We start from the raw sequence: 19,296 nt of genomic DNA, 5'->3' as shown, positions 1-19,296 counted from the left end.
CAATCAGGATCAGTGGTCCAGGGCCTTGTACTTCTCGCGCAGGTGGTTACGGATCCACACCGCCGAGAGGTTGAGGGTGGCGATCACCAGCACCAGCAGCAGCGCGGTGGCGTACACCAGCGGCCGCGCGGCCTCGACGTTGGGGCTCTGGAAGCCGACGTCGTAGATGTGGAAGCCCAGGTGCATGATCTTCTGGTCCAGGTGCAGGTACGGGTAGTTGCCGTCCACCGGCAGCGACGGTGCCAGCTTCACCACACCCACCAGCATCAGCGGGGCCACTTCGCCGGCGGCACGGGCCACGGCGAGGATCATGCCGGTCATCATGGCCGGGCTGGCCATCGGCAGGACGATTTTCCACAGGGTCTCGGCCTTGGTCGCGCCCAGGGCCAGCGAGCCCTCGCGCACGGTGCGCGGAATGCGCGCCAGGCCTTCCTCGGTGGCCACGATCACCACCGGCACCGCCAGCAGCGCCAGGGTCAGCGAAGCCCACAGCAAGCCGGGGGTGCCGAGGGTCGGCGCCGGCAGCGACTCGGGGAAGAACAGCCGGTCGATCGAGCCGCCCAGCACGTAGACGAAGAAGCCCAGGCCGAACACGCCGTAGACGATCGCCGGGACACCGGCCAGGTTGTTCACCGCGATACGGATCAGGCGGGTCACCGGGCCCTGCTTGGCGTATTCGCGCAGGTACACCGCTGCCAGCACGCCGAACGGGGTGACGATCACGGCCATGATCAGGGTCATCATCACGGTGCCGAAGATGGCCGGGAAGATACCGCCCTCAGTGTTGGCCTCACGCGGGTCGTCGCTGAGGAATTCCCACACCTTGGCGAAGTAGGCGCCCATCTTGGTCATGCCGGACATGGCGTTCGGCTGGATGGCGTGGACCACCTTGCTCAGGTTGATCTCCACCTCGCGGCCGTTGCCGTCGCGGGCCACCAGGCTGTCGCGGGCGAAGGCCTGGTGCAGGCCGGTCAGGCGCTCCTCGATGGCCTTGTAGCGGTTGTTCAGCTCGGCGCGCTCGGCGTCCATGTCGGCCTGGGCGGCGGCGTCCAGCTTGCCGTCCAGTTCCAGCTTGCGACCGTGCAGGCGCAGGCGTTCCAGGCCATGGTTGATGGCACCGATATCCTTCTTCTCCAGCTTCACCAGCTGGTCATTGAATTCGCTGGCGCGCTTGAGACGAGCCTGCAGCTCGTTCCAGGCTTCCGGGCCCTGGGCGACTACACGGCCTTCTTCCTTGACGCTGACCAGGTAGCCATAGAAATTGCCCCACTCGCGGCGCTCCAGGGCGATCAGGTCGACCGGCTTCTGCTGGTCGACCAGCCACTCGCCGACCACCCAGGTGAAGTCGCTGCCGTTGAGGTCGCGGTTACCCACCTTGATCAGCTCGCGGGTCATGAACTCCGGGCCCTGGTCGGGCACCGGCAGGCCGGCGCCCTTGAGGCGTTCGCGCGGTACTTCTTCCTTCTGCACCACTTCACCGATGACCACGTGGTCGGCCTGGCCCGGCACCTTGTAGGTGGCCTGGACCAGGTCGGCCGGCCAGAAGTGGCCCAGGCCGCGCACAGCGATCACGGCCAGCAGCCCGACGGTCATGATGACCGCCATGGCGACCGCGCCACCACTGATCCAGACGCCGGGGGCGCCGCTCTTGAACCAGCCTTTGAGGGAATCCTTTTTCACGGATCTCTACCTTTCTATCAAAGCGACGAGTATTTCTTGCGCAGGCGCTGGCGAATCAGCTCGGCCAAGGTGTTCATCACGAAGGTGAACAGCAGCAGCACGAGGGCGGCGAGGAACAGCACACGATAGTGGCTGCCGCCGACTTCCGATTCGGGCATTTCCACGGCCACGTTGGCGGCCAGGGTGCGCATGCCCTCGAACAGGTTCAGCTCCATCACCGGGGTGTTGCCGGTGGCCATCAGCACGATCATGGTCTCGCCCACCGCACGGCCCATGCCGATCATCAGCGCCGAGAAGATACCCGGGCTGGCGGTGAGGATGACCACGCGGGTCAGGGTCTGCCATGGTGTGGCGCCCAGCGCCAGCGAGCCCAGGGTGAGGCTGCGCGGCACGCTGAACACGGCGTCTTCGGCGATGGAGTAGATGTTCGGGATGACCGCGAAGCCCATGGCGATACCGACCACCAGGGCGTTGCGCTGGTCGTAGGTGATGCCAAGGTCGTTGGTGATCCACAGGCGCATGTCGCCGGCGAAGAACCAGCTCTCCAGGAACGGGCTCATGTACAGGGCGAACCAACCGATCACCAGGATCACCGGGATCAGGATCGCCGCTTCCCAGCCATCGGGAATGCGCAGGCGGATCGACTCCGGCAGGCGGCTCCAGCCGAAGCCCGCGAGCAGGATGCCGACCGGCATGATCACGAACAGGCTGAACACGCCCGGCAGGTGACCTTCCAGGTACGGCGCGAGGAACAGGCCGGCGAAGAAGCCGAGGATCACCGTCGGCATCGCTTCCATCAGCTCGATCACCGGCTTGACCTTGCGGCGCATGCCCGGGGCCATGAAGTAGGCGGTGTAGATGGCGGCGGCGATGGCCAGCGGGGCGGCCAGGATCATTGCGTAGAACGCGGCCTTGAGCGTACCGAAGGTCAGCGGCGACAGGCTCAGCTTGGGTTCGAAGTCGGTGTTCGAGGCGGTCGACTGCCAGACATATTTAGGCTCGTCATAGTTCTCGTACCAGACCTTGCCCCACAGCGCGCTGAAGGAGATCTCCGGGTGCGGGTTGCGCAGGCTCAGGGGCAGCAGCTTGCCGCCTTGTTCGATGACGATGCGGTTGGCACGCGGCGACAGGGCCAGGATGCCCGCGCCCTCGGCGACCGGCTCGACCAGCAGGGTGCGGTGCGCGGTGCTGTGGAACACACCCAGCTTGCCTTCGCTGTCCAGGGCGACGAAGCCCTTGCGGCGCTCTTCGGCGTCGATCTGCACCACCGGGGCCTTGCCCAGCTGGAAGCTGCGGATCAGCTTGAAGCGCGACTCGCCATCCGGGTCGCGGGCCATGAACCACTGGCTCAGGCCGCCCTTGGAGTCGCCGAAGATCAGCGAGATGCCACCGACCAGCTGGGCGGTCGCGGTGATCTCGGCGTTACCGTCCTCCAGCAGCTTGTAACGGCCGTTGAGGCTCTTGTCGCGCAGGCTGAACACGTCGGCGGTGGCGCGGCCGTTGACCACGTACAACCACTGCTGGCGCGGGTCGATGAAGATGTTCTTCACCACCTCGGTCATCTGCGGCAGCTCGATGCGGTTCTGCTCGATGGTGACCTCGTCGGTCATCATGTTCTCGGTGCGCAACAGCTCGATCACCTGCAGGTGCGCGCCGGTGGAGCCGGCCAGCAGCAGGGTGTCGCCGTTGACGTTGACGCTCACGTGCTCAAGCGCGCGGCCTTCGCTGTCCAGGGTGAACAGGTCCTGGCCATAGGGGTAGTCGATACCCGGCTCGATGGTCTTCTTGTTGTCCGGGTAGGTGATCTTGTAGGTGTGGTGGAACACCAGCGCCTGGCCGTTGGACAGGCCCAGCACCACCAGCGGGCTGCCGGGCTGGTCGGTGCTGATCGAGCTGACCTGGGTGCCAGCGGGCAGCGGCAGGTCGACGCGCTTCAGTTCACCACCGGTCTTGGTGTCGAAGAACAGGGCCTGGCCCTTGTCGGAAACACGCATGCCCACGAGGTTCTGCTCCTCGAGGGCGATCATCAGGGGCTTGCCGGCATCCTGTTGCAGCCAGGTCGGCTCAAGGGCCTTCTTGCTGGTCAGCTCGGCGCCCTGGAACAGCGGCAGCACCACATAGGCCAGGTAGAAGAAGATCAGCGTGATCGCTGCCAGCACGGCGAGGCCGCCCACCAGGACGTACCAGCGGGTCAGGCGGTCCTTGAGGGCGCGCATGCGGCGCTTGCGTTGCAACTCGGGCGTATTGAAGTCAATGCGCACGGGAGGAGAATTTTGGGTCATTGTGGAGTTGGCCAGATCATTCATGCGCACACCCTAGCGGTCCCGTATGACAAAAACATGACAGTGCAGTGACGCAAAAAAGCCCGCCGCTCAGGAGCCCTGGCTTCGGACTAAGGAATTCGTGGAAGAGGCCGGCATTGTGGTCACCGGCCTCATCCTCAGTTACTTACTTCTTTGCAACGTTACCCGCGTGGGACAGGCCCAGGTCGGCCAGGGTCTTGTCGACCACTTTGGCTGGCAGCGGGATGTAGCCGTCCTTCACGACCACTTGCTGGCCGGCCTGGGACAGGACCAGCTTGACGAACTCGGCTTCCAGCGGGGCCAGAGGCTTGTTCGGCGCCTTGTTGACGTAGACGTACAGGAAGCGCGACAGCGGGTAGGTGCCGTTCAGGGCGTTGGCTTCGTTGTCTTCGACGAAGGCGCCGCCTTCTTTCTTGGCCAGGGCCACGGTCTTGACGCTGGCGGTCTTGTAGCCGATGCCCGAGTAGCCGATGCCGTTCAGCGAGGAGCTGATCGACTGCACGACCGAGGCCGAGCCAGGCTGTTCGTTGACGTTAGGCTTGAAGTCGCCTTTGCACAGGGCTTCTTCCTTGAAGTAGCCGTAGGTGCCCGATACCGAGTTGCGGCCGAACAGCTGGATTGGCTTGTTGGCCAGGTCGCCGGTCACACCGACGTCGCCCCAGGTCTTGATCTCGCTCTTGCCACCGCACAGGCGGGTGGAGGAGAAGATGGCATCGACCTGAGCCATGGTCAGGCCCTTGATCGGGTTGTCCTTGTGCACGAACACGGCCAGGGCGTCGACGGCAACCGGGATGGCGGTCGGTTTGTAGCCGTACTTCTGCTCGAAGGCCTGCAGCTCGACGTCCTTCATCTTGCGGCTCATCGGGCCCAGGTTGGCGGTGCCTTCGGTCAGCGCGGGTGGCGCGGTGGAGGAGCCAGCGGCCTGGATCTGGATGTTTACGTTCGGATATTCCTTCTTGTAGGCCTCGGCCCACAGGGTCATCAGGTTCGCGAGGGTGTCGGAACCGACGCTGGAGAGGTTGCCCGATACACCGGTGGTCTTGGTGTAGGTCGGGATTGCTGGGTCGACGGCGGCGACCGCATTGGCGGTGGCAACGCCAGCGGCGGCAAAGGTCAGGGCCGCCATCAAACGCTTCAGTTTCATGCCTTGCTCCTAGCAGGAATATCGTGGGTTGTGAGATGGAACGGGCCCAAGTATCTGCAGGCCGCATGAACACTCTATGACTCGAATATGACAATTGGATGAAAGGCCATTACCGGGTGTCGGGATGGCCTTTACAGGATGTTGCGGAGAAGGTTCGTAGGAGCCAGCCTTGCTGGCGAACCAGGCGGTGCGGTGGCTGGCACCGGCTGTGCCGCTGTTCGCCGGCAAGGCCGGCTCCTACAGTTGCTCAGCGCTTGTTGGCGAGCAGATAGGTACCGACCAGCAGACCAACGGCACACAGGCAAGCCACATAGTAAGCCGGCGCCATGGGGCTGAACTTCAGCAACGCGGTGACCACCATTGGCGTCAGACCACCGAAGATCGCGTAGGCCAGGTTGTAGGAGAACGAAAGGCCACTGAAGCGCACCACCGGCGGGAACGCCTTGACCATCACGTAGGGCACGGCACCGACGATGCCCACGCACAGGCCGGTCAGGGCATAGAGCGGGAACAGCAGGTCCGGCCGGGTTGGCAGGCTGTGGTAGAAGGCCCAGGAGGACGCCAGTAACGCCAGGCTCCCAACGATAAAGACGCGCCCAGCACCAAAGCGGTCGGCCAGGCTGCCAGCTCCGATGCAGCCCAGGCTGAGCAGCACGATGGCCAGGCTGTTGGCCTTGAGCGAATCCGTTGGGCTCACGTGGTAGAGGCTTTGCAGTAATGCCGGAGTCATGAGGATGATCACCACGATGCCAGCCGACAACAGCCAGGTGAGCAGCATCGACAGGATGATCGCACCGCGGTGGTCGCGCAGCACCGCGCGCAGCGGCAGCTCTTCGGCCAGCGCCTTGCGCGCCTGCATCTCGGCGAACACCGGGGTTTCATGCAGCCAGCGGCGCAGGTAGACCGCGAAGAAACCGAACACCCCACCCAGCAGGAACGGAATACGCCAGGCAAAGTCCGCCACTTCGTACGGGGTATAGATCGTGTTGATCAATGTCGCCACCAGCGAGCCGAGCAGGATGCCCGAAGTCAGGCCGGCGGTGAGCGTGCCGCAGGCATAGCCGGTGTTGCGCGCCGGCACGTGCTCGGAGACGAACACCCAGGCACCCGGCACCTCGCCACCGATGGCTGCGCCCTGGATCACCCGCATCAACAGCAGCAGGATCGGCGCCCACAGGCCGATCTGTGCATAAGTCGGCAGCAGGCCCATCACCAGGGTCGGCACCGCCATCAGGAAAATGCTCAGGGTGAACATCTTCTTGCGCCCGAGCAGGTCGCCGAAGTGGGCCATGACGATGCCGCCCAGGGGCCGCGCCAGGTAGCCGGCGGCGAAGATGCCGAAGGTCTGCATCAGGCGCAGCCATTCGGGCATGTCGGCAGGGAAGAACAGCTTGCCGACCACGGTGGCGAAGAACACGAAGATGATGAAATCGTAGAACTCCAGCGCACCGCCCAGGGCGGACAGCGAAAGGGTCTTGTAGTCACTGCGGGACAACGGCCGGGACGGCTGCTCGATACTGCTCTGCACGGAGGTCATCGCTGTGGTTTCTCTTATTGGTCTGCGGACCGCTTGGCATGCGGCTTCTGGGTAGGTCAGGCAGCGAAGATAGCAAATTGCCGAGCCGCACTCATAGCGGTACAAAATCCGTACAGATATTCATCAATGTGCGGTCGTCGCTGGCTGTGTGGGTATATATACTGCCCGCTCGTAGGAAAAGGTTGCTTGCATCAAGGGATATTGTGCGAAAACGTCGGTCAGAAGCGTCGGACTGTTTCGCAGAGTCTCCCTTTGGCCGCCCCTTAAGCGAAATCAGCGTAGTATGTGTGTTGCTGAATCGTTTTTATGGCGTCCTTCACTGCGCCACCCACGAAGCGTCACGGGTCAGAGGCCCCACGGCATGATTGAGCTCGAACAAGAAGATCCTATCCCGCAAGGCGACCTGGCCCTGCAGATCACCGCGCTGCCGCGCGAAACCAACGGTTTCGGCGATATCTTCGGCGGCTGGCTGGTCGCCCAGATGGACCTGGCCGGCACCGCCATGGCCAGCCGCGTCGCCGGTGGCCGGGTGGCCACCGTATCGATCGATCGCATGGCGTTCCTGGTGCCGGTGGCCGTGGGCGCGCAACTGTCCTTCTATACCCAGACCTTGAAGATCGGTCGCAGCTCGATCCAGATGAGGGTCGAAGTGTGGAACGACGATCCGCTGTCTGGCGAATGGCGCAAGGTGACCGAAGCGGAGTTCGTGTTCGTCGCCATCGACGGCAGCGGTCGTACCCGCTCCGTGCCTCGTCGCTGAGCCACGCGGGCGTTAAACTCATGGCAGGTCACCGGGTCCAACGGCCCGACAGGCAACCAATGAGACGAGTGCAATGGCTAACTTCCAGGTCGACACCGAGCAACACGGCGAACTCCACTGCTGGCGCATCACCAGCAAACACGCCGAACTGCTGATCGCTCAACAGGGCGCGCAGGTCCTCAGCTACCAGCGGATCGGCGAGCCGCCGCTGCTGTGGCTGAGCGACCAGGCCATCTTCCGCCAGGGCAAGTCGGTGCGCGCCGGTGCACCGGTGTGCTGGCCGTGGTTCGGCATCTTCGAACGCAACCCCGCTTCGGTCAAAGCCATGTACAAGGGCGAGCAACCTCCGGCCCACGGCCTGGTGCGTGGCCGCGACTGGCAGTTGCTGGGCGTCGAGGAAGCCGGCGACACCTTGCGCATCGAGTTCGCACTGCCCGAAGCTCAGGGCGATCTGCCGGGCTGGCCGCACGAAGTGGAGCTCAAGCTTGTGGTGGAGCTGGGCCAGCAACTGAAGCTGACCCTCACCAGCTATAACCTCGGCAACACCGATGTCACCTTGAGCCAGGCCCTGCACAGCTACTTTGCCGTGAGCGACGTGCGCCAGGTGCAGGTGGAAGGTGTGGATGGGTTGGCGTATATCGAAACCCTGGCCAACTGGGAACAGCGCCAGCAGCAGGGCAACCTGGGGTTCGCGGGCGAGACCGACCGCATCTACCTGAATGCTCCCGAGCGCCTGGCCATCGTCGACCCGCACTGGAACCGGCGCATCACCCTGCAGGCCAGTGGTTCACGCACTGCGGTGATCTGGAACCCTTGGACCGACCGCGCCCGCGACCTGCCGGACATGGCGGACGATGGCTGGCAGCGCATGCTGTGCATCGAAACGGCGAATGTGATGGATGATGTGGTGACGCTCAAGCCGGGGGCGAGCCATGAGATGAGCGTGGCGATCGGTAGCGAAGTGCTCTGAGGTTTCCGGGACCGCTACGCGGTCCTTTCGCGACACAAGGCCGCTCCCACAGGATTCGCGTGATCCCGGTGGGAGCGGCCTTGTGTCGCGATGGGCTGCAAAGCAGCCCCGGAATGCGTTACAGGTCGGCGTCTTCCACCACCCTCACCTGCCCCGCATCCAGCGCATACGCCGCATCCGCCAGGTCATTGCTGACCTTCTCCACCTTCAACAGGCCGGTCACCCACAACGGCGTGTAGATATCGTCGATCTTCAACCCTTTCGGATAACGCACCAGCACCAGCTGGTTCGGCGGCGGCGGCGGCACGTGGATGCAGGCGCCCGGGTACGGCACCAGGAAGAACAGCGTGCTGTTGCTCTTGGCATCGCTCTCCAACGGCACCGGATAGCCGCCCAGGCGGATCTGCTTGCCATTCATCGCCGCCACGGTCTTGGTCGAGTACATCACCGCCGGCAAGCCCTTGCTCTGCTTCAGGCCGCCTTTAGCGGTGAAGGTCCCTTGGGCTTCCGGGGAGTCGTGGTCGATCTCGGGCATCCGCTCGAGGGCTTTCTGGTCCGACTTGGGCATCAGTTCCAGCCAGTCGGTCTCGGGCAGTTCGGCATGGGCCAGGGCGCTGGCCAGCAGCAAGGGAACGAGGAATAACGCACGCATGGGAATGCTCGGCAACTCGGGGATTGAATTGCCGGGCATTCTAACGTGTGTTCAGCTTTTCTTGATGAAGCCGTAGATCACCAGGAGGATGATCGCGCCCACCAGGGCCCCGAAGAAGCCCGCGGCCTGGCCGGCTTGGTAGATGCCAAGGGCTTGCCCGCCATAGGTGGCGGCCAGGGAGCCGGCGATGCCGAGGAGGATGGTCATGATCCAGCCCATGCTGTCGTCGCCCGGTTTCAGGAAACGCGCCAGCAGGCCGACGATCAGGCCGATGAAAATGGTTCCAATGATGCCCATGGCAAACCCTCTGATAAGAAAGATGGAACAAGCCAAAGCCTAGACAGCGCTTTGGCTTGTCGCCATTTCAGAGCAGTGTTGCCCCGCAGAAGTTCGCTCAGCCGGCGATCAACGCCTCTACTTCAGCGATCTTGGCCTGCAGCGTGGCCATGTCGTCGCAACGCAGGGTGGCGTGACCAACCTTGCGCCCGGCCTTGAAGGCCTTGCCGTAGTGGTGCAGGTGGCAGTCGTCGATGGCGATGACCTTGTCCACCGCCGGCACTTCGCCGATGAAGTTGAGCATGGCGCTCTCACCCACCTTGGCGGTCGAACCCAGCGGCAGGCCGGCCACGGCGCGCAGGTGGTTCTCGAACTGGCTGCACTCAGAGCCTTCGATGGTCCAGTGCCCGGAGTTGTGCACGCGCGGGGCGATCTCGTTGGCCTTCAGGCCACCGCCAACCTCGAAGAACTCGAACGCCATCACACCGACATAGTCCAGCTTCTGCAGGACGCGGCCGACGTAGTCTTCGGCCAGGGCTTGCAGCGGATGTGCATCACTGGCCACCGACAACTTCAGGATGCCGCTCTCATGGGTGTTGTGCACCAGCGGGTAGAAGCGGGTTTCGCCATCGCGGGCGCGCACGGCCACCAGCGACACTTCGCCGGTGAATGGCACGAAGCCTTCCAGCAGGCACGGCACGCTGCCCAGCTCGGCGAAGGTATCGACCACGTCTTCGGGCTTGCGCAGGACCTTCTGGCCCTTGCCGTCATAACCCAGGGTGCGGGTCTTGAGCACGGCCGGCAGGCCGATGCTGGCGACGGCGGCGTCCAGGTCCGCCTGCGAAAGAATGTCGGCGAAAGCCGGGGTCGGAATCCCCAGGTCGCGGAACATGCTCTTCTCGAACAGGCGGTCGCGGGCAATGCGCAGCGCTTCGGCGCTCGGGTAGACCGGCACGAACTGCGAGAGGAAGGCGACCGTCTCAGCCGGCACGCTCTCGAACTCGAACGTTACCAGGTCGACTTCGTCGGCCAGCTGGCGCAGGTGGTCCTGGTCGCCGTAGTCGGCGCGCAGGTGCTCGCCCAGCGGCGCGGCGCAGGCGTCCGGTGCCGGGTCGAGGAAAGCGAAGTTCATGCCCAGCGGGGTGCCCGCCAGGGCCAGCATGCGGCCCAGCTGGCCACCACCGATTACACCGATCTTCATATCTTCAGCCTCAAGCCTGGCGCGGGTCTGGATTGTCCAGCACGGTGTCGGTCTGCTCCGTGCGGAACTGCTTGAGCGCCGCGTGGAACTGCGGGTACTTGGCCCCCAGGATGCTCGCCGACAGCAGCGCGGCGTTGATCGCGCCGGCCTTGCCGATGGCCAGGGTGGCAACCGGCACGCCGGCCGGCATCTGCACGATCGACAGCAGCGAGTCGACGCCCGACAGCATCGACGACTGCACCGGCACGCCCAGCACCGGCAGGTGGGTCTTGGCGGCGCACATGCCTGGCAGATGGGCGGCGCCACCGGCACCGGCGATGATCACCTCGATGCCGCGGCCGTCGGCCTCCTCGGCGTACTGGAACAGCAGGTCCGGGGTACGGTGGGCGGAAACCACCTTCACCTCGTAGGGAATGCCGAGTTTTTCCAGCATATCGGCGGTGTGGCTAAGGGTGGACCAATCGGACTTGGAGCCCATGATCACGCCAACCAGTGCACTCATCGTCGAGCCTCTTCGCTTGTGCGCCCGCAGGCGCGTCAAAAAACAACAAGCCACGCGGGACGACCGGCGTGGCTTGTTTGCTGATCTGGACCGGAGCTGTCCGGTCGAAAGGCCGCGCAGTATACCGCAAGGGAGTGCGTTTAAGGCACCCCGGCGACCAACTGTCGCCCTTATTTTTCGGGGGTTTGGCTGACTTTCGGGTCAACTGAACCCCCCTCCAGCTTGCGCCACAGCAACCGCACGTTGGCCTTGCGCACCAAGGCGCAACGATAGAGGCGGATTTCCAGCGGCACATGCCACTGGCTGCCGCCACAGATCACCAGTTCGCCACGCTCCAGCTCGCCGCGCATCGACAGCTTCGGCACCCAGGCGATGCCCATGCCTTCGAGCGCCATGCTCTTGAGACTGTCGGCCATCGCGGTTTCATAGACCGTGGTATAGCGCAGGTTGCGCTGGCGCAGCAGCAGGTTGACCGAACGGCCGAGGAAGGCGCCGGCGCTGTAGGCCAGCAACGGCACGCTGCCCTCGCCTTCCAGGTCGAACAACGGCTTGCCGTCCGGCCCAACGGCGCACACCGGCAGCATCTCTGTGTCGCCCATGTGCAGCGACGGGAAGATTTCGGCATCCATCTGCAACGCCGCATCCGGGTCATAGAAGGCCAGCATCAGGTCGCAACCCCCTTCACGCAGGGCATGCACCGCGTCACCAACGTTGGTGGCCACCAGGCGCGTGGCGATGTTCAAGCCGTCGTTGCGCAACTGGGCCACCCAACGGGGGAAGAAGCCCGAGGCCAGGGAGTGTGCCGCCGCCACCTGGATGACCTCGCCCTGCCCGCCTTCGAGGTGATGCAAATGGCGAAGAACTTCGCTCAACTGGTCGACAACGGTGCGCGCGGTGACGAGAAACAGCTGCCCGGCCTCGGTCAGTTCGATGGGGGTGCGGGAACGATTCACCAAGGTCAGCCCCAGCGCCGCTTCCAGGCTTCTTATGCGTCGGCTGAACGCCGGCTGGGTGACGAAACGGCGCTCGGCCGCCTGCGAGAAACTGCGGGTGGAGGCCAGGGCACTGAAGTCCTCCAGCCATTTGCTTTCGAGGTTCATCGACTACTCCGCAACGCGTGCACCAAAATGGAACACGCTCGATTGTCAATCGGCGTCACATCAAACCGTATGCCGTTTGCGCATAGGTTAGCGTGCAACAGCATTGGCCGCAAAATCCGGGCAGCCCTAGGATTGGCGCCATTCCGGCAGGTGCCGGGTCAAAATCGAGATGATATCCATCATGTCCTCCGCTGCATCGTTCCGCGTCGAAAAAGATCTGCTTGGTACCCTTGAAGTCCCTGCCGATGCCTACTACGGCATCCAGACCCTGCGCGCTGCCAACAACTTCCACCTCTCCGGCGTTCCGCTGTCGCACTACCCGAAACTGGTAGTCGGCCTGGCGATGGTCAAGCAGGCTGCTGCTGACGCCAACCGTGAGCTGGGGCACCTGAGCGATGCCAAGCACGCTGCCATCAGCGCAGCCTGCGCCCGACTGATCAAGGGTGACTTCCACGATCAGTTCGTCGTGGACATGATTCAAGGCGGTGCTGGCACCTCCACCAACATGAACGCCAACGAAGTCATCGCCAACGTTGCGCTGGAGCACATGGGCCACCAGAAAGGTGAGTACCAGTACCTGCACCCGAACAACGACGTGAACATGGCGCAGTCGACCAACGACGCCTACCCGACCGCGATCCGTCTGGGCTTGCTGCTGGGTCACGACGCCCTGCTGGCCAGCCTCGACAGCCTGATCCAGGCTTTCGCCGCCAAGGGTAAAGAGTTCGACCACGTACTGAAGATGGGCCGTACCCAGCTGCAGGACGCCGTGCCGATGACCCTGGGCCAGGAATTCCGCGCCTTCGCCACCACCATGACCGAAGACCTGCAGCGCCTGCGCTCGCTGGCCCCGGAACTGCTGACCGAAATCAACCTGGGCGGTACCGCCATCGGTACCGGCATCAACGCCGACCCGGGCTACCAGATGCTGGCCGTTCAGCGCCTGGCGATCATCAGCGGCCAGCCGCTGGTGCCCGCCGCCGACCTGATCGAAGCCACCTCCGACATGGGCGCCTTCGTGCTGTTCTCCGGCATGCTCAAGCGCACCGCGGTCAAGCTGTCGAAGATCTGCAACGACCTACGCCTGCTGTCCAGCGGCCCACGCACCGGCATCAACGAGATCAACCTGCCGGCGCGCCAGCCAGGCAGCTCGATCATGCCAGGCAAGGTCAACCCGGTGATCCCGGAAGCCGTCAACCAAGTCGCCTTCGCCATCATGGGCAACGACCTGGCCCTGACCGTCGCCGCCGAAGGTGGCCAGCTGCAGCTGAACGTGATGGAACCGCTGATCGCCTACAAGATCTTCGACTCGATCCGCCTGCTGCAACGCGCCATGGACATGCTGCGCGAGCACTGCATCGTGGGTATCACCGCCAACGAACAGCGCTGCCGTGAACTGGTCGAGCACTCGATCGGCCTGGTCACCGCCCTGAACCCGTACATCGGCTACGAAAACGCCACCCGTATCGCCCGCGTCGCCCTGGAAACCGGCCGCGGCGTGCTGGAACTGGTGCGCGAAGAGAAGCTGCTGGACGAAGCGATGCTCAACGACATCCTGCGTCCGGAAAACATGATCGCTCCCCGTCTGGTTCCGCTGAAGGCGTAACCCAGACCGCTGCAAAACGTCTCACCAGGTCGAGGGACTAGACACCTCTCAACCTTTCAAGGGCCCGAGCGCACGCTCCGGGCCCTTTTTTTATATGAGGTCGAGCGGGTCGTCGAGGCTGGCGAACAGCTCGTCGAACGTCACCACGTTGATGTCTTGTTCCTTGGGCGCCATGGCCAGCGGCGCGGCCTGGGTGCTGGCGGCGTGGGCCTGCCAGCGCTCCAGGGCCTCGGCCAGCTGCGGCTGGCCGGCGAGGCTGCCATAGACGTCGGCTTCGCTGACCGGGGCGCGACGCAGGCTGGCAAGCCGCTCGCGGGTTGCCTGTAGGCGTTCCAGTTCTTTTTCGATGGCGGTCAGGCTGGGCTCGCGGGAACGCGGGTAGTAGTCGCCTCGACTCAGCCGGGTGCGACGCTCGCGCAGTTGCTGGCTGATCGACGCCAGCGCCGCGTCCACCGCCTCCAGTTCCCGCACGGTCACCGCTGGCGTGCGGTTGGCCAGCGCCTGCTGGTGACGACGCAGCATGGCCCAGCAGGCCGGGATGTAGCTGGACACCATGGAATGATCCGCCAGGCTGACAGACCTGTGCTGCGGCAGGCCTTCGACCTTTTCCAGGTAGTAATTGCAGGCGGGCTGGGCGGTGATGGTGGTGCAGCCCGGGCGCCAGAGAATGGCCGAGGATTCCTGGTTGCTGAGCTGGATCGGCATGAAATGCTGCAGCTCGCCATGGTGCCCGTAGGGCTCGCCGTCCTGGTTGACCAGGCCTGTTTGTATGACGATTGCGCCGAGCAGGAAGTTTATCTGCGTCAGAACAGCGCCTGTTGCGATCACCTCGTAACGGGTGTTCATCCACGGCAGTGGCAGGTTGGGGACCATGTCGTCATTGTTGACGATGCGATGGTGGCGCAGGTCGGTGGCGCTGGCGAGGAACGTGCTGTCGCCGGCTCGGGGGGCGCCGTAGGTGTAGAGCTGGAGGGGGCCACCGTGACCGCCTGCGCGCAGCATTTGGGCCAGCAGTAGTGCTATCGCGCCGCCGAGGCTGTGGCCGCAGATGATGAGTTGCTGGGACTGGTAAAACTTGAACATGTAGGCTTTCACAAAATCGTATGCACGCTGCGCAGCGAGATAAAAGCCCCTATGAACCTTCCCCTCTCCCTCTACGAACGGAACCTGCAGCGCGTCGATATCGATCGTGTCCCAGGAAGTGGTGTAACTGAACCAGCCGAAGGCGCCCTGTGGGCGAAAGAGGATGGTCATCGTGGTTCTTGGCTAACGTTGAGTTTGCGGACTTAACCTTCACCAGAGAAACCACGATGACCAAGCCCACTATCGCATTGACCGAGTTGGTTGAGAAAGGGGCAGACGCTGATCTGCTCAAGCAAATGATCCAGTTCGTTGCCCAGCGCATGATGGAGTTCGATGTCGAAGGCCTGTGCGGCGCCGGCTTCGATGTCAAAAGCCCAGACCGGACAAACAGCCGCAACGGCTACCGGGATCGCCTCTGGCAAACCCGCGCCGGCGATGTTGACCTGAAAATCCCGAAGCTGCGCCAAGGCAGCTACTTTCCTGGCTTTCTCGAGCCTCGACGTACCGCCGAGAAGGCCATGGCAGCGGTGATCCAGGAAGCTTACATTCAGGGCGTTTCAACGCGTTCGGTGGACGAGCTGGTCAAAGCCATGGGCATGACCGGCATCTCCAAGAGTCAGGTGTCACGGCTGGCCGGCGAGATCGATGAACGTGTCCATGCCTTCCTTGATCGCCCGCTTGAAGGCGACTGGCCCTATCTCTGGATCGATGCCACCTACGTCAAAGTGCGGGAGGCCGGGCGCATCGTCTCGGTCGCCGTCATAATCGCCGTGGCCGTGAACACCGATGGTGGCCGCGAAGTCCTGGGCATGCGGGTTGGGCCTTCGGAAGCCGAGCCGTTCTGGACGGACTTCCTGCGAAGCCTGATGCGGCGTGGCCTTCGTGGCGTGAAGCTGGTCATTTCTGACGCCCACGAAGGTCTCAAGGCAGCGGTTTCCAAGGTCTTCAACGCGACCTGGCAGCGTTGCCGCGTGCACTTCATGCGCAACGCCATGGCCCATGTCGGCAAGGGCCAGCGCACCATGGTGGCGGCGCTCCTGCGCACGGTTTTCGCCCAGGACAGCCGTACCGAATGCCACCAGCAATGGCGCCTGGTCGCCGATCAGCTGCGCGAAAAGTACCCCAAGATCGCGACGCTCATGGACGGCTGCGAGGACGAAGTGCTGGCGCACATGGCGTTTCCCAAGGCGCACCGACAGCAGTTGCACAGCACCAATCCACTGGAGCGGCTCAACGCCGAGATCAAACGTCGCACCGACGTCGTGGGCATCTTTCCCAACGACCCTGCAATCACACGGCTGGTAGGCGCGATGCTACTGGAGCAGAACGACGAGTGGTGCCTGCAACGGCGATACATGCAGTTGGAGGCCTTCGAGGCGGTCAGCGATAATCCACAGGCCAAGCTGTCGGCCGTGATCAACTAAACGGCAAACTCAGTGGCCAGAGCCACGATGAGTTACACCACTTCCTGGGACACGATCTCGATATCACGCAGTAAATCCGGAATCTTTTCGCTGGTGCCACGAATGGCAATGAGCATCACCTCGGCGTTATGGGTAGCAAAGGCTTGTGTATCCGTACTGTCAGGGGTTTCTCTGTCATCTAGAAAGTGAAGGCTGGCTGGATTTTCCTGTTCATCTTCAAGTGAAGGATTGTTCTCCTCATAGAGCTCAGGATCGAACGGCGCAATCTCCCATCGCTGGGAGTAAGGCACATCCTCGTAGAGCGGAAAGTACTCACTTTGCTGGGACGCATCCACACACCAGAGCTCCCGTCCGCACGCCAGTGCTTCGCCAAACCAATTACCGACGGTAGGGGTACGAGGAAAACTGACCGAAAAGGCCTGAACAGGATGGCCCGGAGGCTCTTGACCGAACGGGGAGTAACTGAGTGTGGCCATGAGGGCCAGCTGATAGAGGTTCAGGGCACAAAACGCGGGGTCCATCGATAGTGCGGGGCGCAGTGCTCGCAATGGACGGACTTCGAGTACCGTGTGCTTTTCAGGCATGAGGGCCACACCCCACTCACAGTGCTTGCCCATAATTCGCTGAAGCCCCTTGTCAGGCGGGAAAGATTGCGCGGACAAAGGGGGAAGGTGGCAACCGAAGCGGACAAGTTCACGAACTTCTACTTGGCAGTAGTAGTCGGCATTCCGGCTTGCCGGATTTGACGTTGTTCGTGCACCGTCTCGATTACTATATACAGTCTGTTCGGCCCTGACTTGAAGCTCGGTGATTTTTAGTGGGTAATGCTCTCTACGCAGCAGATGCCGGTACCACTTATCGCCCCCAGCATAATCGCTGTCCAACCTAAGTGATATTGGACCTTGATAACAACCCTCAACTTTCCCTACCCCTTGAGTATCCAAAGCCCCACGATATAGTTGCCCCTCACAGTCGCAAATCTCAAAAAACATGCCCGCATACGGTTCACCACTCCCGAATTCATCGACCAGTTGAAAGTTGGTTACCCCTCCTCGCTTTGGACATATGAGCATAACGTTATTGAATGGGTGATTGGTTTCCTTTTGAAACTCCTCTACTGATTTCATTTGTCACTCCCTACACCCAGGATAAATAGTACACATTTCACCCGTATGCATTCTAAATTCACTGAAGCGACCCGGATTATCATCACAAAAACCATAAACATCATCCTCTCCCTCACCCAAACAGCGCTTCCAACCATTTGGAAACTCTATCCAAGTATTCCGTATGGAGGGCCTTTCTTTATCAGCAACCCTTATATTCATTCTGATCGTACTCCCAGGCAACTGATCTACCGTATAGACACCCGATGGTTTCCCCACGGATTTCTCGCCACGCTCATTATCTTTTTTGCAATACAGGCCTTTTATAAGTTTTCGATCAGGACCATAGGTTCTGAACAACCATTCACACACGCCATAAAAAGCATCACCGTCAGGCATATTCATTTTCCGCCTGCCGCCCTCTTTAAGCACCGTATGAATTCCAATACCCGCATTATCCTCGGCCATATCTTGGAAAGATTTTCCATACTTGGCGAGAATTCTGATTTTTATACTACGTACAACCATTTCACACCCTTCAATGACTTTTCTAATTTCGATAATCGAGGTTGGCTTGTACTCGTTTCGCCAATGTCTATTGAAGTGATGCATGGTCTTCCCCCAATCAGCTATTGCGCATTTCGTACCAGGTTCCGGCCGATAGTGCGCAACCGCCGCGTACGCAAAATCTGGCGGCAGCTCTCCCACCAACTTGAAGGTATTCGTTTGCTCTTCCGCACATCCCACCAATGAAGCCAGACCCAACATCACCAGACACTTCACCAACATCCCATTCATCTTTCTTTCTCCCTGTTCAAAACACCGTACGAAGTCGCAACCGCTCTAGATGCGCCTGTGGGTTTTCATCAACCAACGGTGCACATTCCCGCGGCACTTCGTACCCCGGCGAGCGCAGGCTCAACATCAGCAGGAACTCGATCTCCTCCCCTGTATGCCAGCCCCAGACCCGAGCCTGGCGCAGTTGGCGTTGCAACCACTCAAGGGGCATCTGGCTTTGGGCAAGCGTGCAGTAGGCATCCAAATGCTGGCTGCAGAGTCCTCGATGGGCATTGGCCAAGGCGACCCCATTGCCTTCGACTTCGGCCGGAGTCGGTAACCAGACCGGAACGGGCGGCACGGGGTAGGCACGGGGCACCGGGTTATCCACCACCCGCCAGGCCGTGGCCTGCCAGTAGCACACGCTGATGGCCTGGCCGAGCCAGGCAGCCCTGCGATCCGCGACCGCCATCGCCCGCGCCAGTACACGGTTGTCGTGGAACCGGTACAGCGCCCGCTGCGGCCGCTGGCCCAGCAGCAGCCGTGCGCGCCAATGCTCGACCCAGTCCGGCAAGGCGCCCGGCGCCAGGCTGGCCAACCACCCCCAGTTGCCTTGCGGCGCCTCGAACAAGCCCTGCAGCAAGCGCACCTCGCCCTCACCGATCAGAAAGCAGGCCGGCCCTTGCGCCGCGAGGTGGGCGACGTCGGTCTGCTGGTACAACGCGCACCAGCGCTCGGAGCCCAAGCGGGCCATCAGGGCCTGGCGGGCATCGAAACCGGCGTCGAGCATCAGCACGATGTCACGGCCACAAGCACGCTCGCGCGCCATCCATTGCCACGGGGTTAACTCGCTCATACCGCACCTCCCAAAGGCGCGTCGCAACAACTGTCACAGACCGGACACAGCGCGCTGTCGAACGCCTGGCTTCCCGCCCACAACGCCCATTGCACCGGCCCCGCCGTCACGGGCAGCGGCAACGCGTCGGACAGGCCCTGACCGTCGCCCGGCAGCAGGGGCTGCGCCAGGACGCTGGCCGCCGGCGCCCCGCCGATCTGGATCGGGCTGCTGCAGAAGATGCCCGCGCCATTGATCACCAGGTGCTGCCCGCCAACCTTGAGGGTGATACTGGCACCGCCCTCCACCACCACTTCGCCGTCCGCCGACACCTGCACCT

General features: G+C 62.6%; 17 protein-coding genes and 1 pseudogene. 4 read left to right on the top strand and 14 right to left on the bottom strand.

The annotated features are described in order from the left end of the window. Nucleotides 1-9: 9 nt before the first annotated feature. The 4 genes from pstA to P5705_RS14755 form a co-directional block, all read right to left on the bottom strand. Nucleotides 10-1,680, bottom strand: coding sequence for a phosphate ABC transporter permease PstA (gene pstA / locus P5705_RS14770; RefSeq protein WP_277461584.1), 1,671 nt, complete (start codon nucleotides 1,678-1,680; stop codon nucleotides 10-12). 17 nt (nucleotides 1,681-1,697) lie between these two features. Continuing rightward, complete coding sequence (locus tag P5705_RS14765) at nucleotides 1,698-3,986, bottom strand: ABC transporter permease subunit (protein WP_277461583.1); 2,289 nt, start codon at nucleotides 3,984-3,986, stop codon at nucleotides 1,698-1,700. 142 nt (nucleotides 3,987-4,128) lie between these two features. Beyond that, nucleotides 4,129-5,127 (bottom strand): phosphate ABC transporter substrate-binding protein PstS, encoded by a 999-nt coding sequence (locus P5705_RS14760; RefSeq protein ID WP_277461581.1) that lies wholly within the window; start codon nucleotides 5,125-5,127, stop codon nucleotides 4,129-4,131. Nucleotides 5,128-5,374: 247 nt separating this feature from the next. Further along, entirely contained in the window at nucleotides 5,375-6,664 is a 1,290-nt protein-coding gene (locus tag P5705_RS14755; protein WP_277461580.1) for an MFS transporter, read from the bottom strand. Nucleotides 6,665-7,025: 361 nt separating this feature from the next. Here P5705_RS14755 and P5705_RS14750 point away from each other — a divergent pair, with 361 nt between their 5' ends. Together P5705_RS14750 and P5705_RS14745 are read left to right on the top strand one after the other, a co-directional pair. Continuing rightward, complete coding sequence (locus P5705_RS14750) at nucleotides 7,026-7,424, top strand: acyl-CoA thioesterase (RefSeq protein WP_011536438.1); 399 nt, start codon at nucleotides 7,026-7,028, stop codon at nucleotides 7,422-7,424. A gap of 73 nt (nucleotides 7,425-7,497) precedes the next feature. Further along, nucleotides 7,498-8,394, top strand: coding sequence for a D-hexose-6-phosphate mutarotase (locus P5705_RS14745; protein WP_277461578.1), 897 nt, complete (start codon nucleotides 7,498-7,500; stop codon nucleotides 8,392-8,394). Nucleotides 8,395-8,512: 118 nt separating this feature from the next. Here the strand turns inward: P5705_RS14745 and P5705_RS14740 are convergent, their stop codons facing one another. The 5 genes from P5705_RS14740 to P5705_RS14720 form a co-directional block, all read right to left on the bottom strand. Then, on the bottom strand, nucleotides 8,513-9,046 hold the full coding sequence (locus P5705_RS14740; protein ID WP_431196947.1) for a DUF3299 domain-containing protein: 534 nt from the start codon (nucleotides 9,044-9,046) through the stop codon (nucleotides 8,513-8,515). 51 nt (nucleotides 9,047-9,097) lie between these two features. Continuing rightward, nucleotides 9,098-9,343, bottom strand: a complete 246-nt coding sequence (locus P5705_RS14735; RefSeq protein WP_011536441.1) for a GlsB/YeaQ/YmgE family stress response membrane protein — start codon at nucleotides 9,341-9,343, stop codon at nucleotides 9,098-9,100. 97 nt (nucleotides 9,344-9,440) lie between these two features. Beyond that, on the bottom strand, nucleotides 9,441-10,523 hold the full coding sequence (locus tag P5705_RS14730; RefSeq protein ID WP_277461576.1) for a 5-(carboxyamino)imidazole ribonucleotide synthase: 1,083 nt from the start codon (nucleotides 10,521-10,523) through the stop codon (nucleotides 9,441-9,443). A 10-nt stretch (nucleotides 10,524-10,533) separates the two neighbouring features. Beyond that, nucleotides 10,534-11,025, bottom strand: a complete 492-nt coding sequence (gene purE / locus P5705_RS14725) for a 5-(carboxyamino)imidazole ribonucleotide mutase (protein ID WP_011536443.1) — start codon at nucleotides 11,023-11,025, stop codon at nucleotides 10,534-10,536. 170 nt (nucleotides 11,026-11,195) lie between these two features. Beyond that, a complete protein-coding gene (locus P5705_RS14720) occupies nucleotides 11,196-12,125 on the bottom strand; it encodes a LysR substrate-binding domain-containing protein (RefSeq protein WP_011536444.1) in 930 nt (309 codons plus the stop codon). A gap of 181 nt (nucleotides 12,126-12,306) precedes the next feature. Here P5705_RS14720 and aspA point away from each other — a divergent pair, with 181 nt between their 5' ends. Then, the gene (gene aspA, locus P5705_RS14715; protein WP_240064215.1) at nucleotides 12,307-13,731 is read left to right on the top strand and encodes an aspartate ammonia-lyase; all 1,425 of its coding nucleotides are present in this window, start codon (nucleotides 12,307-12,309) and stop codon (nucleotides 13,729-13,731) included. 90 nt (nucleotides 13,732-13,821) lie between these two features. Here the strand turns inward: aspA and P5705_RS14710 are convergent, their stop codons facing one another. After that, complete coding sequence (locus P5705_RS14710) at nucleotides 13,822-14,985, bottom strand: lipase family protein (RefSeq protein ID WP_277461574.1); 1,164 nt, start codon at nucleotides 14,983-14,985, stop codon at nucleotides 13,822-13,824. Nucleotides 14,986-15,041: 56 nt separating this feature from the next. Between P5705_RS14710 and P5705_RS14705 the strand changes: the two genes are divergently transcribed. Then, nucleotides 15,042-16,238 carry an IS256 family transposase gene (locus P5705_RS14705; RefSeq protein ID WP_060501916.1) on the top strand — a complete coding sequence of 399 codons (1,197 nt, stop codon included), beginning with the start codon at nucleotides 15,042-15,044 and terminating at the stop codon, nucleotides 16,236-16,238. Between the two features lie 32 nt (nucleotides 16,239-16,270). On the opposite strand, the gene P5705_RS14700 is transcribed toward P5705_RS14705, so the two are convergent. The 4 genes and pseudogenes from P5705_RS14700 to P5705_RS14685 form a co-directional block, all read right to left on the bottom strand. Continuing rightward, nucleotides 16,271-17,365: a hypothetical protein gene (locus P5705_RS14700; RefSeq protein ID WP_277461573.1), complete on the bottom strand. Its 1,095-nt coding sequence runs from the start codon at nucleotides 17,363-17,365 to the stop codon at nucleotides 16,271-16,273. 3 nt (nucleotides 17,366-17,368) lie between these two features. Further along, a complete protein-coding gene (locus tag P5705_RS14695; RefSeq protein ID WP_277461571.1) occupies nucleotides 17,369-18,142 on the bottom strand; it encodes a hypothetical protein in 774 nt (257 codons plus the stop codon). 16 nt (nucleotides 18,143-18,158) lie between these two features. Continuing rightward, entirely contained in the window at nucleotides 18,159-18,977 is an 819-nt protein-coding gene (locus tag P5705_RS14690; RefSeq protein WP_277461570.1) for a DUF4123 domain-containing protein, read from the bottom strand. Next, nucleotides 18,974-19,296, bottom strand: a pseudogene (locus tag P5705_RS14685) (type VI secretion system tip protein VgrG); the annotation flags it as partial. The pseudogene P5705_RS14685 and the gene P5705_RS14690, both read right to left, overlap by 4 nt.

Origin of the sequence: Pseudomonas entomophila, from assembly GCF_029478665.1 — a bacterium.
GTDB classification, from domain to species: domain Bacteria; phylum Pseudomonadota; class Gammaproteobacteria; order Pseudomonadales; family Pseudomonadaceae; genus Aquipseudomonas; species Aquipseudomonas entomophila_F.
Note: the sequence above shows the minus strand (reverse complement) of the source record. Positions and strands in the feature narration are given on the sequence as shown.

What these genes read in the sequence shown, in the direction of transcription:
- P5705_RS14700 (WP_277461573.1), bottom strand. Translation starts at nt 17,365, where the DNA reads ATGAAATCAGTAGAGGAGTTTCAAAAGGAAACCAATCACCCATTCAAT.
- P5705_RS14735 (WP_011536441.1), bottom strand. Translation starts at nt 9,343, where the DNA reads ATGGGCATCATTGGAACCATTTTCATCGGCCTGATCGTCGGCCTGCTG.
- purE (WP_011536443.1), bottom strand. Translation starts at nt 11,025, where the DNA reads ATGAGTGCACTGGTTGGCGTGATCATGGGCTCCAAGTCCGATTGGTCC.
- P5705_RS14750 (WP_011536438.1), top strand. Translation starts at nt 7,026, where the DNA reads ATGATTGAGCTCGAACAAGAAGATCCTATCCCGCAAGGCGACCTGGCC.
- P5705_RS14755 (WP_277461580.1), bottom strand. Translation starts at nt 6,664, where the DNA reads ATGACCTCCGTGCAGAGCAGTATCGAGCAGCCGTCCCGGCCGTTGTCC.
- P5705_RS14720 (WP_011536444.1), bottom strand. Translation starts at nt 12,125, where the DNA reads ATGAACCTCGAAAGCAAATGGCTGGAGGACTTCAGTGCCCTGGCCTCC.
- P5705_RS14695 (WP_277461571.1), bottom strand. Translation starts at nt 18,142, where the DNA reads ATGAATGGGATGTTGGTGAAGTGTCTGGTGATGTTGGGTCTGGCTTCA.
- aspA (WP_240064215.1), top strand. Translation starts at nt 12,307, where the DNA reads ATGTCCTCCGCTGCATCGTTCCGCGTCGAAAAAGATCTGCTTGGTACC.
- P5705_RS14745 (WP_277461578.1), top strand. Translation starts at nt 7,498, where the DNA reads ATGGCTAACTTCCAGGTCGACACCGAGCAACACGGCGAACTCCACTGC.
- P5705_RS14690 (WP_277461570.1), bottom strand. Translation starts at nt 18,977, where the DNA reads ATGAGCGAGTTAACCCCGTGGCAATGGATGGCGCGCGAGCGTGCTTGT.
- P5705_RS14705 (WP_060501916.1), top strand. Translation starts at nt 15,042, where the DNA reads ATGACCAAGCCCACTATCGCATTGACCGAGTTGGTTGAGAAAGGGGCA.
- P5705_RS14760 (WP_277461581.1), bottom strand. Translation starts at nt 5,127, where the DNA reads ATGAAACTGAAGCGTTTGATGGCGGCCCTGACCTTTGCCGCCGCTGGC.
- P5705_RS14730 (WP_277461576.1), bottom strand. Translation starts at nt 10,523, where the DNA reads ATGAAGATCGGTGTAATCGGTGGTGGCCAGCTGGGCCGCATGCTGGCC.
- P5705_RS14710 (WP_277461574.1), bottom strand. Translation starts at nt 14,985, where the DNA reads ATGACCATCCTCTTTCGCCCACAGGGCGCCTTCGGCTGGTTCAGTTAC.
- P5705_RS14765 (WP_277461583.1), bottom strand. Translation starts at nt 3,986, where the DNA reads ATGAATGATCTGGCCAACTCCACAATGACCCAAAATTCTCCTCCCGTG.
- P5705_RS14740 (WP_431196947.1), bottom strand. Translation starts at nt 9,046, where the DNA reads ATGCGTGCGTTATTCCTCGTTCCCTTGCTGCTGGCCAGCGCCCTGGCC.